10 protein-coding genes are annotated in these 16248 nt (G+C 49.3%); 4 read left to right on the forward strand and 6 right to left on the reverse strand.

Annotated elements, in window-relative coordinates:
* The first annotated feature begins 11 nt into the window (after positions 1–11).
* Positions 12–1514, forward strand: coding sequence for a methyl-accepting chemotaxis protein (locus tag GNT65_RS02750; RefSeq protein WP_160793567.1), 1503 nt, complete (start codon positions 12–14; stop codon positions 1512–1514).
* Between the two features lie 180 nt (positions 1515–1694).
* Positions 1695–4301 (forward strand): PAS domain-containing protein, encoded by a 2607-nt coding sequence (locus GNT65_RS02755; RefSeq protein WP_160793568.1) that lies wholly within the window; start codon positions 1695–1697, stop codon positions 4299–4301.
* A gap of 75 nt (positions 4302–4376) precedes the next feature.
* Here the strand turns inward: GNT65_RS02755 and GNT65_RS02760 are convergent, their stop codons facing one another.
* From GNT65_RS02760 to topA, 5 genes are all read right to left on the reverse strand, one after another.
* The gene (locus GNT65_RS02760) at positions 4377–5261 is read right to left on the reverse strand and encodes a putative ATP-dependent zinc protease (protein WP_160793569.1); all 885 of its coding nucleotides are present in this window, start codon (positions 5259–5261) and stop codon (positions 4377–4379) included.
* Positions 5262–5329: 68 nt separating this feature from the next.
* A complete protein-coding gene (locus GNT65_RS02765; RefSeq protein ID WP_160793570.1) occupies positions 5330–5695 on the reverse strand; it encodes a SpoIIAA family protein in 366 nt (121 codons plus the stop codon).
* Positions 5696–6100: 405 nt separating this feature from the next.
* Positions 6101–6451, reverse strand: coding sequence for a DUF3802 family protein (locus tag GNT65_RS02770; protein ID WP_160793571.1), 351 nt, complete (start codon positions 6449–6451; stop codon positions 6101–6103).
* 118 nt (positions 6452–6569) lie between these two features.
* Positions 6570–7145: a YceI family protein gene (locus GNT65_RS02775; protein ID WP_160793572.1), complete on the reverse strand. Its 576-nt coding sequence runs from the start codon at positions 7143–7145 to the stop codon at positions 6570–6572.
* A 186-nt stretch (positions 7146–7331) separates the two neighbouring features.
* Positions 7332–9986 (reverse strand): type I DNA topoisomerase, encoded by a 2655-nt coding sequence (topA, locus tag GNT65_RS02780; RefSeq protein WP_160793573.1) that lies wholly within the window; start codon positions 9984–9986, stop codon positions 7332–7334.
* 357 nt (positions 9987–10343) lie between these two features.
* Here topA and astB point away from each other — a divergent pair, with 357 nt between their 5' ends.
* Positions 10344–11681 carry an N-succinylarginine dihydrolase gene (gene astB, locus GNT65_RS02785; protein WP_160793574.1) on the forward strand — a complete coding sequence of 446 codons (1338 nt, stop codon included), beginning with the start codon at positions 10344–10346 and terminating at the stop codon, positions 11679–11681.
* A 532-nt stretch (positions 11682–12213) separates the two neighbouring features.
* Here astB and GNT65_RS02790 read toward each other — a convergent pair.
* Positions 12214–14673, reverse strand: coding sequence for an Ig-like domain-containing protein (locus GNT65_RS02790; protein ID WP_160793575.1), 2460 nt, complete (start codon positions 14671–14673; stop codon positions 12214–12216).
* 216 nt (positions 14674–14889) lie between these two features.
* Between GNT65_RS02790 and GNT65_RS02795 the strand changes: the two genes are divergently transcribed.
* Positions 14890–16209 carry a dicarboxylate/amino acid:cation symporter gene (locus GNT65_RS02795; protein ID WP_160793576.1) on the forward strand — a complete coding sequence of 440 codons (1320 nt, stop codon included), beginning with the start codon at positions 14890–14892 and terminating at the stop codon, positions 16207–16209.
* Positions 16210–16248: the final 39 nt, after the last annotated feature.

Genomic DNA, 16248 nt, shown 5'->3' on the forward strand with positions numbered 1-16248 from the left:
AGAGAATAGCTATGAGAGAAGTAAAATTTCGATGGATAGATCAGTATCTTATCCATATGACCCTGAAAACCAAATTCACCATACTGGCCATCATCCCCATCATCACCCTCATGGGGCTTTCCTATATCCTCTATGGGCAGTTCAATAGCCAACTCAAGCAGAGTCACCAACAGAGTGCCTTGGCCGACGCTCAGAAGATGGCGGAGCTTATAGACCTGAGCCTTAAGTACGTGCCTGACGACAAGGCTGCTAATTATCAACAGGCACTTGTGTCCTCAGGGTTTGCCGACGCCAAGGCCTCACTCAGCACCAAGGCAAGCCGCCTCGTGGAGAACGGTGGCGGTACCTTGGTAAAGGGAGACACAATAACGGCCCTAAGCCGCGCCTCAAACACAAACCTTGTCGCCAAGACAGAGGTTGCGGATCTCGACCAGGTGTTAAGCTCTGCCCAAAACATAGTTATCGTCAGCCTGGTACTGCTTATCTTGGTGATTCTGCTCAGCAGCTACTATATCTCCACCTTTGTCGGCGGCGCCCTCTACACCAATGTAATGGCCCTTAAGCGCGCGGCCGATGGTGATCTCACCGGGCGACTGAACTTCTTCGAGGTAAAAGATGAGTTCAGCATCCTGGCGGTAAGCATAGACACACTCGTCGAGCGTCAGCATCAGCTGGTGAGCCGCATGACCCAGGCCAGCAGCCAGATCCGCACCGTAGTGCAGGCCTTTAGACAAACCGCCCATGAGGGACAGACCCTGGCCGCCGAGCAGCGCCAGCATCTGGACTCACTGGCCACTGCTATGGAGGAGATGACCGCCGCGGTTAAAGAGGTGGCCCGCAACGCCGAACAATCCTCTAACGAGACCCAGGAGGCGAACCAACAAGTTGAGGCAGGCTCTAAAGATATCACCATCACGGTCGAAGCCATTGGCGAGCTGGCCAACGAAATTGGCGACGCCTCTACGGCGGTCAATACCCTGAATGACAACGCCGCCAAGATCGACGAAGTGGTGACCACCATTAACGCCATCTCAGAGCAGACCAACCTACTGGCCCTCAATGCCGCCATCGAAGCCGCTCGCGCCGGTGAACAGGGACGCGGCTTTGCCGTGGTCGCCGATGAAGTCAGAACACTAGCTGGACGTACTCAGGCAGCCACGGTTGAGATTAAGTCGATGATCGAGGCCTTACAGTCTGGCTCGCAGGCGCTGACTCAGGTGATGAAACGCACGGTCGATAAGGCCCAAGAGGGCAAGCAGCACGTGCTTGAAACCGGTGAAGATCTTAAGACCATCGCCCACCACAGCGAACGCGTCTATGAGATGAGCGTACTCATCGCCACCTCGGCCGAGGAGCAATCGGCTGTGGCTAACGAGATCGCCACCAACCTGATGGAGATCCGCAACCAGTCTCATGATGTGGAGCAGTCCGCCAACCAGTCTGTCTCGGGCTGCGATGAGCTGCACGCCACCGCCGAGCAGTTGGATCAGCTACTCGTCGGCCTGAAAGTCTAGTCACTAATGTTCAAGTCACTAGCATTCTCGTTACTAAAAGCTAGTCACTAAAAACTAGTCGCTTTAACGGCTTAGGGTGGCCGCTCGTCACCCTAAGCGCGCTTCATAAGAGTTTAATCCTGTTGCATTTTGATTTAATCTTGAGCTATCACTAAATGCATGAAAGGATCGCAAGCAACTATGGTCGACAATGAGAAAGACGAGGCCAGTTCATTAAACACCCAATGGAAGAACAGCCTCACCTTTAAATTTACCATAGTGCAATTTGTGGTCGCGGTCCTGATCATCGCCTCAAGCATCTGGTTGATCTTCTCGACCGAAAAAAAACATCACATGGATACCCAGCTCTCGCTGAGTCAGAACTATGGCCTGGCGGTCATAGAGCAGCTACAACAGGTCACCTCCAAAATCGAGACGCTGGCGAACACCATAGGCATTGTCGGTGAGACCTATCGCGGCCAGGATGAGGTGGTAAAAGAGCTGATCCCTTCCCTACTGGATATTGGCGAGCGCCATCGGTTGATCGCCGGCGGTGGGATCTGGCCCGAACCCGGCATGTTTGGCAGAGAAAAAGCACGTAACAGCTTCTTTTGGGCAAGAGATAACCACGATGAGTTTCAATACCTGGACAGCTATAACAGCGCCGACGGCCCTGGCTACCATCAGGCCTTCTGGTACCTACCCGCTAAATATTTCCAAGACGGGCATACTCATTGGTCTAAGTCCTATGTAGACCCCTTTACCAAGGAGGTGATGATCACCGCCTCAATCCCCATGCGTGCCGACCATAGCTTCATCGGTGTCGCCACCGTGGATATCGCACTGAGCGGCCTGGACAAACGTTTTGAGTTTTCCGACCAGAACCCTCTCTCCAAGGGTTACATTCTTGCACTTGACAGCTACAACAAGCTGCTAGCCGATCCCTTCGATGAGGCCAACACAGATCAGGTCACCATGTTGGGTCAGCCACTGACTAAGCTGATACAAAAATATCCCCAGCTCGCCCCCATTGCCGAGCGCATAGGGGTTATGGATCAGGCCTTTAGCCAGCAGATCATGACTAGCCCGGCCTATCGACCCGAGCAGCTGGAAAAAGTGCTCACACAAACGCCCAGAGACGAACGAGAGCGGCTAACGACACTTATCAATGCGTCAATTAAGGGTAGTCATAGCAAGGCGTCCATAGTCACCCTTGAGCTTGATAGCGATCCCCTGTTCAACGAGCCAGTACTAGTGTCGATTCTGACTATGGCCCAGACCCAGTGGAAGATCATCCTGGTAACGCCGCTTTCGAGTCTATCGCAACAAGCCAATGCCATCGCCCTTAAGATAGGTGCCTTCCTATTGCTGGCTCAGTTGCTGGCCCTGCTCATCCTGTTTGTCTTCCAGCACAAACTCTTTATCCGGCCGATTTTTCAAATTGTCTCGGCGCTGCAGAGTGGCAATCTGGGCAGGCTAGAGTTAGACGCCAACAAGCGCCAGGATGAGGTGGGTCAACTGGCCAAAGCCTTTATCGCCCGCAGTAATCAGTTGGAGATCGCCTACGCCAGTCTCGATGCCAGCAACCTGGCTCTCGAGCAGCAGCTTGCGATGCAGCAATTAGCGCAGCAGGAGTTGGAAAACAAGAAGGAGTTGATTAATTCCCTGCTCAATGCCTCGCAAAATCTTATCTGCATCAAGGATACTCAGGGGTGCTACTCCCTGGTCAACGATAAATTCTGTGAGGTGATGGGGATAGAGCGAAGCCGGGTCATCGGCATGCGCGACGCCGATCTCTACCCATCACGAATCGCCGAGATCATCAATCATCACGACCGCATCATCCTAGATAGCGATCAGGCACAGAGCTTCGAGCAACCTATGCCGACCGTACATGGAGAGCGTATCTATCTGATCACTAAGTACCCCATCAAGGACAAGGATGGCAACATCATCGCCCTGGGTGCCATGGCGGTGGATATCAGTAGCCTCAAGGCCAAACAAGCCGAATTGGAGCAGACCATCAAGCTGCAGACGGCTAGAAACACTGAGTTAAAGCAGGCACTGGATGCCAAGCCTCAGCCCAAGCAGCAGGAAGATGTCGAGCCCCAAGGGATAGACCAATTCAAGCAGATAGAATTGGCTCAGGAAGCTATCTTGCCACAGATGTTACATCAATTGCTGCGCCAGGAGCTTCAGGCGCTAGAACAGATCTTTATTCTTTTACGTCAGTTGGACGCAAATGCCATAGATGAAGTTCATCTCGACCAGTTCACCGAAGCCCTAACCACGCAGATAGACATCATACGCCATGGTCAGTCTTTGATAAGCGCCGATCTCACAGATATCCGCGCCACAGTGGCCGATCGCTTCTTGCAAGATCTCGTCGCCATGCTAGCGCCTCAGCTGGCGGCCAGGGAGGTCGAGGTACTCATCGATTGTCCCCACCACCTGACCTTGCCCATCTCCCCTTGGCATTTCCTAATGCTCTGCCACAGGCTGCTCAGTAACAGCCTGCAGCATGCGTTTCCTGATGAGCAAGCATTCAATCGACCAAAGCGTCTCACCATCGGCGTTCGTTACCAAGAGGAGGTGCTCACCCTGACCCTAAGGGATAATGGTGTGGGGATCAGTCCGGAACGTCTCGACAAGCTATCCCATGCCCTGGCGAACCAAGACGATGCACGGGGCTCGCTGATCAATATCAACCGTTGGCTAAAGACACAATTCGGTGGCAGCCTCAGTATCACCAGCCAGAGCGCGCAGTTTACCGAGCTGGTCTGTGAGCTGCCACTTGATAAGGCATAAAAAATCCCCGGTGAATTTTGATAGCTCACCGGGGATCTGCATTAACAAAATAAGCTAGCTTTAACGTCAAACTGGCTATTTGGAAACATCCACCAAATAGTGTCCCTGTAGCCAGTTACGACCGATCAACAGCTTATTCGTCATCTTGGAGCGATCCCTAAGATTAACCTTAACCTTATACTCCCTGCCCGGCTCTCCCACATTTAGCTCGACCATGTAACGTACCTCGCTACCCTGTGCATTGCGAATAAGAGAGGTTTCGACGATACGGGCATGGACACGTTTTGTTTCACCTTTCTCGTTTTCCGTGGTAAAAGAAAGCATCTTGCCGACATTTTTTTCCATATCCTCGACACCGTTCTCTATCTTGAGATCCACAGCATGCAGTGAGTTTTCTACCGCGCCGGTATCGATTCGAGTGTCAAATAGTAAGCCAGTCTCTAGGATACTGATGGGCGCCCTGGCGCCGATGACTCGCTTTTGGGCGACATCCACCACATACTTGCCTTTGAGCCAGTTACGGCCGATCAGCAGCTTGTAGTCCATGTGGCCTCTGTCTCTGAGGTTAACCTTGACCTTGCGAGTCTCGCCGGCAAAGCCCACATGCATCTCCACCATGTAGCGGGTCTCTGTGCCTTGGGAGTTGCTGACGGTAGAGGTTTTAACTATCTTGGCGCTGAGTCGCTTGCGCTCGCCGGCGGCATTCTCCGTGGAAAACCAGATCCTCTTGCCCACGTTGTCAGCCATCTTCTTGGCACTACCCCCTTGGATCTCGAGATCGAAGGCGTGCAGAGAGGTATTACCGGCGCCGGTATCGATACGCGCCTGATAGACAAGTCCAATTTCATCCACCGACATCATGGCGGTCTGACCGATCACGGCTTTCGACTCTGCATAGGCTGGCGCTAGGAGAAACACCGCGACTAATGTAAACGCTCTAAAGGTCAACGTTTTAATCATAAAAAATACCCTAAACCCAATGAAACAAAAGCCGACTTCATGTCGGCCTATTCGAAATTGTTAATCGGCTAACCTGCTTCTAGCCAGTGTACGGCCTCGTCTGCCCCCTGGCGAGCAAATACCTTGATGGGACACGGCGCCATATAGGCCATCATCTTAGCCGTGTTGGCCACCCATTCGCTATCTGTGATGATGGCGACTCTGGAAAAGTCCGTCAAATGAAAGAAGCCTAATTTGGCATCATCCCACAAGGTCTCAACAGAAAACCCTTCAAATTCGTCACTAAATTCATACCAGAGTTTAATCGTTGAATGATCTTGCAACTTGCTCTCTATCGCCGGCACTAGGGTCTCATCATAGTCGGCCCGAGAAAGCACGCCTTTGGCCTTCACCGCCACAATATCATGATGGAATCCCGCGAGTAGTTCGATCATCGCCACCTCTCCCTAGGTTCAATAGACAAAGTGATAAACGAAGAGACAAAACAAAGTACAAGTACAGACACAGTGAAGCAGATGCTCATTGATATTGGGGCCCAAGCGGATGTACCTGTAGTGACGCATAAACTGAACCCCTAACCAGACTAAGATAAAGGGCACAAAGGGTAATGAGACCACGAAGGGAATAAACCCCCAGCCAAAGGCCTGTGCATTAGCGCTAAAGATCTGAAAAATGACCCAAAACAAGACTAAAACAGCATAGATAACAAAATGTTGTTTACTGATAGAGGCTGCAGACATCCAAACAAACTTCCCAATTTCGCTCTTATGCTAACAGTAGGAATAAAGCCTGACATTCTCAAGCAGTGAGTTGTAAACACCTGTTTCGGATTACAAAACCTAAGCTTGCATCTTGGCAATTTCCTGATCGAATAAATTTTTGATCAATCCGGAAAACTCGGTAATAAACAGGGTCTGCTCTTGAGTCGCGTTATGCTTGGCCACGTTAGCCAAGATCTCTTCTAAATCATAGACGATGGCGTCGACTTCTCGAATCACCATGTTACGCTCGGCAAAGGTTAAGGAGGGATTCTGACCACACACCATAATGATCTGGGCCGCCAGTTGCTCTTCGAATAACTCCATGACGGTCTCGCCACCTACCCCACCGGCTTCGGAGGACTCGAATAGGCCTAAATGCTCGGTAAGATATTGTATTAAATGTATGTATCCGTCTTTATCAGTAACCATTTTTAGCCCTAAGCACACGACTTATATATGAGCATGGTATAGCCCATGCTCAATATCCAGTTTCTACCGCCATTATGGTATAAATCATGTGTACAATCTTGTTGTTAGTGCACGTTTTTTATCGCTTTAAGGTTAAAACGAAAGAAACTGGCACCGCCTTGCTGATAGCCGAAAGCCCGGCTAACTCCCTGAGCTTTTCCACTCCAGGGGTTAAACCGAAATCGCCGGCATTCACTACCAAGGGGGCCTCGCTGGCCACCATTAACTTATCCTTCGCTACCTTAGCCACACTGACCATCACAGGTAGGGTCTGACTCTTGCCATGTAGGCTGATCTTTGCGTCGACACTCATGGACATGATGCTACCCACACTGGCCTTATCTATCGCCTGCCCGTCTATACTCGCACTTAATTCGACACTCGGATACTGTGCGGTGTCGAACAGTATCTCTTTCATGCGCTGATCGCGGATCTCCACATTGGTGACCACACTGTTGAGCGGAATCGATAAATTAAAGGCACCGGCATCGCTAAGCTGACCAGAGACCTGAGTAAAATGGTGCACCTCGGCGATGTCGCCTTTCTTGATTGAAATAAAGTTAACACGCGAATCTTGGTTACTCACCTGCCAATCGGCCGAATAGGCGTTTAAGCTTAAGATCCCCAGTCCAACAGCCATGATCAATGTTTTCATTTTCCGCTCCGTTTATCACCCTAAGTCCATTGAAGAAACCAAGCTATTCTAATGATTAGCAAGGTAATCTTATCTATATTAGCCTAAACCAACGGATTATGAATCACTAAATTAGCCGCAATAAAAAAGCCCTAACTCGGTTAGGGCTCTTAACAAGTGAATGACAGCCTGTCAGTTAGACAGCGTCTAGGCCTTCTTCTTCGCCTTTGGTTTAGGCTTAGCCTTGGCTTCGCTGACCCACTTACCGTCGATATATTTGGCCGTCCAACCGGTCGCCTTGCCATCGACCTCGGTCGCCACGTACTGCTCCTTCGTCTTACGGCTAAAGCGAACAAACGCCTTATTGCCTTCATCGTCGGTCACTGGCGCATCCGCCAGATACTGATATTTAGGCCATAGGAATTCACGATACTTCACCAGCTCTTCGACTAGCGGCGCCCGGGTTTCGCGAGATTTAGGGAAGGTACTTGCGGCCATAAAAATCCCCGCGGCACCATCTCTGAGCACAAAGTAACCGTCAGACTTAGTACACTTAAGCTCCGGAAGATGGATAGGATCTTCTTTTGGTGGTGCGACTTCACCATTTTTCAACAGTTTACGCGTATTCTTACACTCGCTGTTGGTGCAGCCGAAATACTTGCCAAAACGGCCATTTTTCAGCTCCATGTCGTTGCCACAGCGATCGCATTCTATGATGGGTCCTTCATAACCCTTGATCTTAAACTGACCCTGTTCGACCTCATAACCGCCACAGATGGGGTTATTACCACACACGTGCAGCTTACGCTTCTCATCGATAAGATAGTTATCCATGGCCGTACCACAGACATCACATCTATGCTTGGCTCTTAGCGCATCGGTTTCGGCATCTTCGCTGTTTTCGCTGACCGCCTCTTCACCCGGCGTCAGGTTCATGGTCGTCTTACAACGCTCTTTCGGCGGCAAAGCATAACCAGAGCAGCCCAGGAATACACCTGTAGTGCCGGTGCGGATCCCCATTGGACGTCCACAGGTAGGGCAGGCGATATCCGTGAGCACCATCTCGTTGGGGCGCATACCGCCCTCTTCGGGTGGCAGCTCGGCCTTTTCAAGTTGGCCGGTCAAATCTTTGTAGAAGGCGTCCAGCACCTTCTTCCACTCGAGCTGGCCCTGGGCCACGTTGTCTAGGGTCTGCTCCATACCGGCGGTGAAGTCGTAGCTCATCAGCTCTTCGAAGCTGCCGATCAGGCTTTCGCTGACGATCTCGCCCATCTTCTCGGCATAGAAGCGACGGTTCTCGACCTTCACATAACCCCGGTCTTGAATGGTAGAGATGATGGTTGCGTAGGTCGATGGGCGGCCAATACCACGCTTTTCGAGCTCCTTCACCAGGGAGGCTTCACTGTAGCGAGCGGGCGGCTTAGTAAAGTGCTGCTTAGGTGACAACTCCTGTAGCGCCAGGGTGTCTCCTTCGGCGACCAAGGGCAGGGTATTGTCTTCCTCATTTTTCTTCTTAAGGGCGGTTTGCACCCGAGTCCAACCGTCGAACTTAAGGGTACGACCACTGGCTTTAAGCTCATAATCTCCTGCGGTCACAGTCAGACGCGTGGCATCATATTTGGCAGGAGTCATCTGACAGGCAACAAATTGGCGCCAAATCAGCTCATAGAGGCGCTGAGCGTCTCTCTCCATATCGGTTAGACTGCTGGCTCTGACATTCACATCAGATGGGCGAATCGCTTCGTGCGCCTCCTGGGCGCCTTCTTTGCTGCCATAGCGAAGCGGTGCCTCAGGCAGGTACTTATCGCCGAACTCCTTGCCAATCATGTCCCGCACGCTATCGAGGGCTTCCTGACTCAAGTTGGTCGAATCGGTACGCATATAGGTGATATGACCCGCCTCATAGAGACGCTGGGCCATCATCATGGTCTTCTTGACGCCAAAGCCGAGGCGAGTACTAGCCGCCTGCTGAAGCGTCGAGGTAATAAAGGGCGCCGAAGGCTTGCTGGAAGTCCCTTTTACCTCGCGGCTGGTGACCTGATACTGGCTGTCTTGCAGTGCGTTAACCGCCACCATGGCCTGGTCTTCGTTTACGGGGTTAAAGTTCTCCCCCTTAAACTTAGCCACCTGCATCTTGAGCCCTTCGTTACCTAGGGTGGTCAGCTCTGCGTGAATGTCCCAAAATTCTTCGGGCACGAACGCTTTGATCTCACCTTCACGCTCGACCACAAGTCGAGTCGCCACCGACTGCACCCTACCGGCAGAGAGACCACGCGCCACCTTCTTCCAAAGCAAGGGCGACACCATGAAGCCCACCACGCGATCGAGAAAACGTCTCGCCTGTTGGGCATTAACCATATTGGTGTTGAGCTGCGACGGATGACTAAATGCCTCTTGAATCGCGCTCTTGGTGATTTCGTTAAACACCACACGCTGATAGCGCTCTGGATCGCCACCAATCACTTCTTGAAGATGCCAAGCAATTGCCTCTCCCTCTCTATCCAAATCGGTTGCGAGGTAGATATGGTCTGCATTTTCAGCAAGTGACTGTAATTCTTTGACAACTTTTTCTTTGCCCGGCAGTGTCTGATACTTAGCCTTCCAGCCTCGCTCGGGATCGACCCCCATACGCGCAACCAGGGCTTTCTTTGCTTTTGCTGCCTTATATTTAGCCTTCTCTTCGGGGGACATCTTACGCACTTCGGCAGGCGATTTCGTCGCCGAACTGGCGTCACTGGTGGATGAGGTAGGAAGATCACGGATGTGACCTACACTCGATTTTACGATGTAATCTTTGCCGAGATATTTGTTAATAGTCTTGGCTTTGGCCGGTGATTCGACAATAACTAGCGATTTACCCATAGAATGATCTGCGCCAAAAAGTCTCAAAATTCTGTAAATTGGCTCCATATATAGAGGGTTGTATCAATAGTTTCAAGCTAATCCCTGTTTTATTTGTTACGGCGAGCCAATTTTTAACCGTTTTTGAAAAAAATGTGAAAAATAATATTGCGTAATTAAAAACTAATATTTCATTATTCCCCAACTAGCAAGCAATACTTATGCATTTCTGAGCCCATATCACAGATAAGGCCCCATTCTCCTAGCTTGTTATGCCCTAAAGCTCAAGTATACTGGTGCACAAATTCAGCGAATGACGGCGCCTTTTCACCCTGTAACGGCGCATTATTAAAGCAATAATAACTTGAAGGATATGCAATGAAGCATTACGAAGCGAACTTTGATGGACTCGTCGGACCTACTCATAATTATGCGGGCCTGTCATACGGTAATGTGGCTTCTTTAAATAACGCCGCCGCAATATCCAGCCCTAAGGCGGCTGCGAAACAAGGACTCAAGAAGGCAAAGGCTCTCGCCGACTTAGGTCTGGCTCAGGGTATGCTTGCCCCTCAGGAGCGCCCAGATCTTCACACACTGCGTCGAATCGGTTTTTCTGGCACAGACGCAGAAGTATTAAATAAAGCCGCTAAACACGCCCCTGCTCTCCTTAGAGCCTGCTGCAGCGCCTCAAGCATGTGGACGGCCAATGCCGCAACTGTATCACCGAGTGCCGATACCCATGATGGTAAGATCCATTTCACCCCGGCAAACTTGGTAGATAAGCTACATCGCAGCATAGAGCCGGTGACGACAGGTAACATCTTGGCCGCTACCTTTAACAACGCCCGCCATTTCCATCATCATCAACATCTGCCAGAGCACGTGAGTTTTGGCGACGAAGGCGCGGCCAACCACACACGTCTGTGCAATGAATACGGACATGCCGGCATCGAACTCTTTGTTTATGGTCAAGAAGCGACTAATCCTAGCGCCCCAAAACCGAAGAAGTACCCGGCAAGACAGACACTAGAAGCCTCTCAGGCCATCGCCCGTCTGCATCAGCTCGATGATGAGAGCAGCGTCTTTATCCAGCAAAACCCAGATGTCATCGACCAGGGCGTATTCCACAACGATGTGATCGCCGTGGGTAACCAGAACGTGCTCTTCTATCACGAACAGGCATTTGTCGATACGCAAAAGAAGCTGGCGGAAATCCAAGGTAAGTTTAACGGCAACGAACTGCACTTTATCGAGGTACCTACCGCCAAGGTCGGTATTCAGGATGCGGTAAAGAGCTATCTGTTTAACACCCAGATCGTCACCCTCCCCAATGGTGAGATGGCCATCATAGCGCCAACCAACTGTCAGGAAAATGAAGCGGTTTATGCCTACCTCAACGAGCTAGTGACCATGGGGACACCCATTAAACAGGTACACTATTTCGATGTGAAGCAGAGCATGCAAAACGGCGGCGGCCCTGCCTGTCTACGCCTGCGTGTCGCCATGAACGACACCGAGCTTGCAGCCGTTAACCCCAACACTCTGATGAACGATGAGCTATTTAACAGACTCAACCTCTGGGTGGATAAACACTATCGTGACGAGCTCGCCATCGAAGATCTTGCCGATCCTCAGCTCATCATCGAATCGCGCACCGCACTAGATGAACTGACGCAGATAATGAAGCTAGGCAGCGTGTATCAGTTCCAGAAGTAATTGTTACTAGAATCAAGTAACAAGCCCCTAAACCTCAAAAGCCATCTGAAAAGATGGCTTTTGAGGTTTAGGGGCAAACACAAACTAATTTTTCTCGTCTATTTCACAAACAGGTGACAAGACCTACCTGAAATGAGTTCATATATTTCTAATACACAACTCTAACAATTGATTACTATTTACAAATTTTTTTACCGAATAATATTTAATTTAAAACACTTCACGTTCGTCTTTTCCATTGCCGCAGCCCATAAAGAGCCCCCCTATGAAGAAGGCGGCTTTGTGGAAGCCCCTCAAATGGGACCATAAGTGTCTATTTGTATACCTTGCATATTTTGTAGTTATTTCGCCTACTTATGGCATTGTGAAAGGGATAACAGAGCCCAGTTCAAGGGGTAACTGCATCTACCCATTGATAAAAATTACAGGCAAAGCAAAAATGATGATAACCACCTACTGAAGTAGGTGGTTTAGGGCTGAAAACAAAAAAGCGCACAATAATTTGTGCGCTTTATACTTAACTGAGATCGACTTAGTGAATCGTAATTGGAATTTTTGCCAATTCTGTAACGTCACCTTTTGGCGTAGTAGCTTCGATGATGAGTGTGCCTGCATCTGGTTGCTCGGCACCTTTGATGGTCACACTATAAGGTTCCGCACGATTAACATTTGTAGAGGTAACCGTATAGCTTCCCTTACTTGCTAAGCTACCAGCCGATGGAGTAAAGGAAATGACAGTGCCTTGCGGTAATGGTTGATTGTGAAGATCACCAACAATAATCGATACACCACCCGTTGATTTACCCAATATATCTAACACATGGTTTCCATTAAGATCTTTACAAGGATCATCTGTAAGTGAAGCATCTTCAGTACAACTATCCACGATAATTGGAGTTGAAGCAACAGCACTGCTTCCAGACATCACCAAGACTAAAGAAGCTCTTACATCTAACGATTTCTTTTCCGCGGAACAACCTGCATGAGGCGTATTATTAGCATCTAAGGCACACAAGCTACCATTGTAAAGGCCATCGCTTACATCAAATTCCCCGTTGTTATTAAAATCGACATAAGTTTCGGCATCACCGCCCGCTTCGCCATCGAACTTTGGATTGAATAAGCTATCTTCATTGTGATCAACAAAGGCTTCATCTAAATCATAGGAGTTACCCGCAACGTCTTGTTTAGTTTTAAAGTCTTCAAATTCAGCTAAATCGAAACGACCATTACCGTTAAGATCAGGGAAAGACTCTTCACCAATTGCTCGCGCCAAGATAGTTACGCGCCCACCATAAGGCTGCCCAATATCGGCTCCTAATGTTGGTTCTTGGCCAAGTTCGAACAGCGTCTTACCTGTAGGTCTAGGGTTTTGACTCTTCCACTCCACAGAGCATACACCTCCTTGTGTGGTACATGATGAATCAATAACGCCCCCTTCTGTTGTGAAGGTTACTGCTGTTCCATCCGGCACAGGGTTGTTAAAGGCATCTGCCAAACGTGCAGTGATATTGACAACTACACCATCATAGTCCCAACCCTCGGGGTTAAGAATATCGGCCGATAACGAGAAGCTGTCCTGATCTGGTAGACCTGTCGATATGACCAACAAATTAGATTGGCTGGAAATTTCTGGAGAGCTGCCATCCACTACCGCGGTTACTCGAACAGAAGTCGCAACTGTGCCAGAATTAACCACTGTTTGCGCTATACCTTGGCTGTTAGTTGTAGCTGTTTCAGGGTCTAGCACAATGTTACCGGTATCCGAATTAAGTGAAAAATTAACCCTTTGATTACTAACCGGGTTGCCATTGTTATCTATCACTTGGAATTTAACCGTCGAGGATTCGGCTCCGCCCGTTCCTTTTAGACGAATGAGTTCTGGAATTGCCTCTACAAACTTGATACTACCCACGCTTGCAGGTAAGACATTGACCGTCGCCTTTGCAGACAATGATTTACTGCCAACAATCGCATTGACATTTATCGCGTCATCCCCCACACAGCCTTTTGCAAGATATGTAGAAGTTGCTACACCATTAACGGCGACGACAGGAGAACTTATCTCTGCTTCAGCTGGCGTTTTGTTAGCGCAAACAGATGAAAACTTTACTTCGACTGGCTCGGTAAAAAGGTTACCAGCGTCATCTTGAAGTGTAACTGAGATGCTTGCAGTACCTCCTGCAGAGACCACTGCAGGCGAAACTGCTGCTACTTCTGGTTGGAAAGGATCACCACTCCCCATTAACACATTTGTCGCTCCAACCTTAAAGACTAACTCTGCCTTTTCACCGGTAACAAGTGTTGCTGTAGCAATACCCGCTCCAGGCTGAGAACCCGCCAAAATTTGCACATAAGCTTTACCGTCTTCGGTAGCCGCTGTCTCAATGGGTAATTCGCCAATGTCACTAGTGAATTTAACAATCGTTGCTTTTGAAATTCCCGATACCGTAGCGACCAAATAACCTGGCGATAATGACGATATAGTACTAATCGGAGTCATAGAGGTTAAATCATCAACCAATATCAGAGCAACTTGCGCACCGCCCGTTGCAGCCCCGCCATCGCCTTGAGTGTTAAAAGAAATGGAAGCTTCTACAGTCGTTCCACTTTCATTTTCATATGATGCGGTTATCTTGCCTGAGCCCAGTTTGTCTCCAGGAAGTACATCGATTGACACTTTACCATCGGCGTCGCTTACACCACTATCGGGAGTGAGCACCCCTTCACCTTGTAGTGAAAATACTATTCTGCCACCAGATAAAGGGGCTCCATTTTTGTTAAGGGTTGCATGTAACTTACCTGGTTGAGCATTGGATATATCAGTAGTTGACTCGCCACTTCCATTCACTAGTGCCAAAGACAAACTATAAGTGTCTTCGCCTGGCGTCGTTCCGCCAGAGCCGTCACTTGAGACATTCCCCCCGCCGCTACAGGCGACAATAAAAAGTAAAAATAAATATGAGGTAAAAACTTTAAACGCTGACTTCATTGTCAGACTCCCTGTTACTCAGATTATCGTTAGAAGCATCTGCTTATTACTTATAGGTTAACATTACACAATTTTCCCATAACTTTTCCATCACTAATCGCAATTAAGCGCGGAAAAGTGACAAAAACTTTAACTAATTAGCCGTTTCCTCACCTGGGGTTTCTTGCTAGGCTTTAGGTGCAAAATAAAATGCATAAAAATAATACAGGAAGCATTATGGCTGGCACGCAAAACAAGAAAATTGGCCTCACCGGAAAAATACTCATTGGTATGGCTGGAGGTATTTTAATCGGGCTACTGCTACGCAGTTTCTTGCCCGGTAATGAATTTATCGAGAACTATATAACTAACGGCCTATTAAATGTGGTTGGCAGTATTTTCATCTCCAGTTTACAAATGTTGGTGGTTCCACTAGTCTTCATCTCCTTAGTCTGCGGTACCTGTTCACTCAGCGATCCATCATCCCTCGGTAGGCTAGGTGGAAAAACTATCGCTTTTTATCTATTTACCACGGCTATCGCCCTCTCGATGGCGATTCTAGTTGCCCTTCTCATCCACCCAGGTAACGCCTCACTGGCGGCTGAGAATATGCAGTACAGCGTCAAGGAAGCACCTAGCCTGTCTGACGTATTGATCAATCTCGTTCCCCGTAACCCAATACAGGCAATGACAGAGGGGAATATGCTACAGATCATCATCTTTGCGGTGATTTTTGGTTTTGCTATCTCTCATATTGGTGAGCGTGGTAAACGAGTATCTGCGTTATTTAACGATTTAAATGAGGTGATCATGCGCGTGGTCACCCTTATCATGCAGCTGGCACCCTACGGTATTTTCGCCCTCATGGGGAAGCTTGCCTTAACCTTAGGTCTAGAGACATTCGAAAGCGTGGTGAAATATTTTGTGGTAGTGCTCATGGTGTTATTAGTACACGCCTTTGTCAGCTATCCAGTACTATTAAAACTCTTCTCAGGACTCAGCCCCTTTACCTTTATTCGTAAGATGCGAGATGTGCAGCTATTCGCCTTCAGCACAGCCAGCTCTAACGCCACCCTACCTGTGACCCTGGAAACCTCTGAGCATCGTCTAGGCGTAGACAATAAGGTAGCCTCTTTCACTCTGCCTCTCGGCGCAACCATTAACATGGACGGCACGGCAATAATGCAAGGGGTTGCGACGGTATTTATCGCCCAGGTATTTGGTATCGACCTCACCATCACCGACTATGCCATGGTGGTCATCACGGCGACACTTGCCTCTATCGGCACTGCTGGCGTACCCGGGGTTGGCCTTATCATGCTCGCCATGGTACTGAACCAAGTGGGCCTGCCTGTCGAAGGTATCGCCCTTATCATGGGAGTCGACCGACTGCTGGATATGGTGCGCACCGCCGTCAATGTGACGGGAGATTCGGTAGCTACCCTTATCATCGCCAAGTCTGAAAATGCATTTAACCAAGCAACCTTCGATGACCCTCAGGCAGGCAAGACGGCGGGGAGCTTCGTCGACCAGGTAAATGCCGAGCTTAAAGAGTAGATAGCCCAGACGTTATTAAGTTGCACAAGTAAAAAAGGC

Origin of the sequence: Shewanella insulae (assembly GCF_009831655.1) — a bacterium.
Classification (GTDB): domain Bacteria; phylum Pseudomonadota; class Gammaproteobacteria; order Enterobacterales; family Shewanellaceae; genus Shewanella; species Shewanella insulae.

Bases quoted from the DNA above. Each gene is read 5' to 3' on its own strand.
- topA (WP_160793573.1), bottom strand. From the start codon at position 9,986: ATGGGTAAATCGCTAGTTATTGTCGAATCACCGGCCAAAGCCAAGACT.
- GNT65_RS02765 (WP_160793570.1), bottom strand. From the start codon at position 5,695: ATGATCGAACTACTCGCGGGATTCCATCATGATATTGTGGCGGTGAAG.
- GNT65_RS02790 (WP_160793575.1), bottom strand. From the start codon at position 14,673: ATGAAGTCAGCGTTTAAAGTTTTTACCTCATATTTATTTTTACTTTTT.
- GNT65_RS02750 (WP_160793567.1), top strand. From the start codon at position 12: ATGAGAGAAGTAAAATTTCGATGGATAGATCAGTATCTTATCCATATG.
- GNT65_RS02760 (WP_160793569.1), bottom strand. From the start codon at position 5,261: ATGATTAAAACGTTGACCTTTAGAGCGTTTACATTAGTCGCGGTGTTT.
- astB (WP_160793574.1), top strand. From the start codon at position 10,344: ATGAAGCATTACGAAGCGAACTTTGATGGACTCGTCGGACCTACTCAT.
- GNT65_RS02770 (WP_160793571.1), bottom strand. From the start codon at position 6,451: ATGGTTACTGATAAAGACGGATACATACATTTAATACAATATCTTACC.
- GNT65_RS02775 (WP_160793572.1), bottom strand. From the start codon at position 7,145: ATGAAAACATTGATCATGGCTGTTGGACTGGGGATCTTAAGCTTAAAC.
- GNT65_RS02755 (WP_160793568.1), top strand. From the start codon at position 1,695: ATGGTCGACAATGAGAAAGACGAGGCCAGTTCATTAAACACCCAATGG.
- GNT65_RS02795 (WP_160793576.1), top strand. From the start codon at position 14,890: ATGGCTGGCACGCAAAACAAGAAAATTGGCCTCACCGGAAAAATACTC.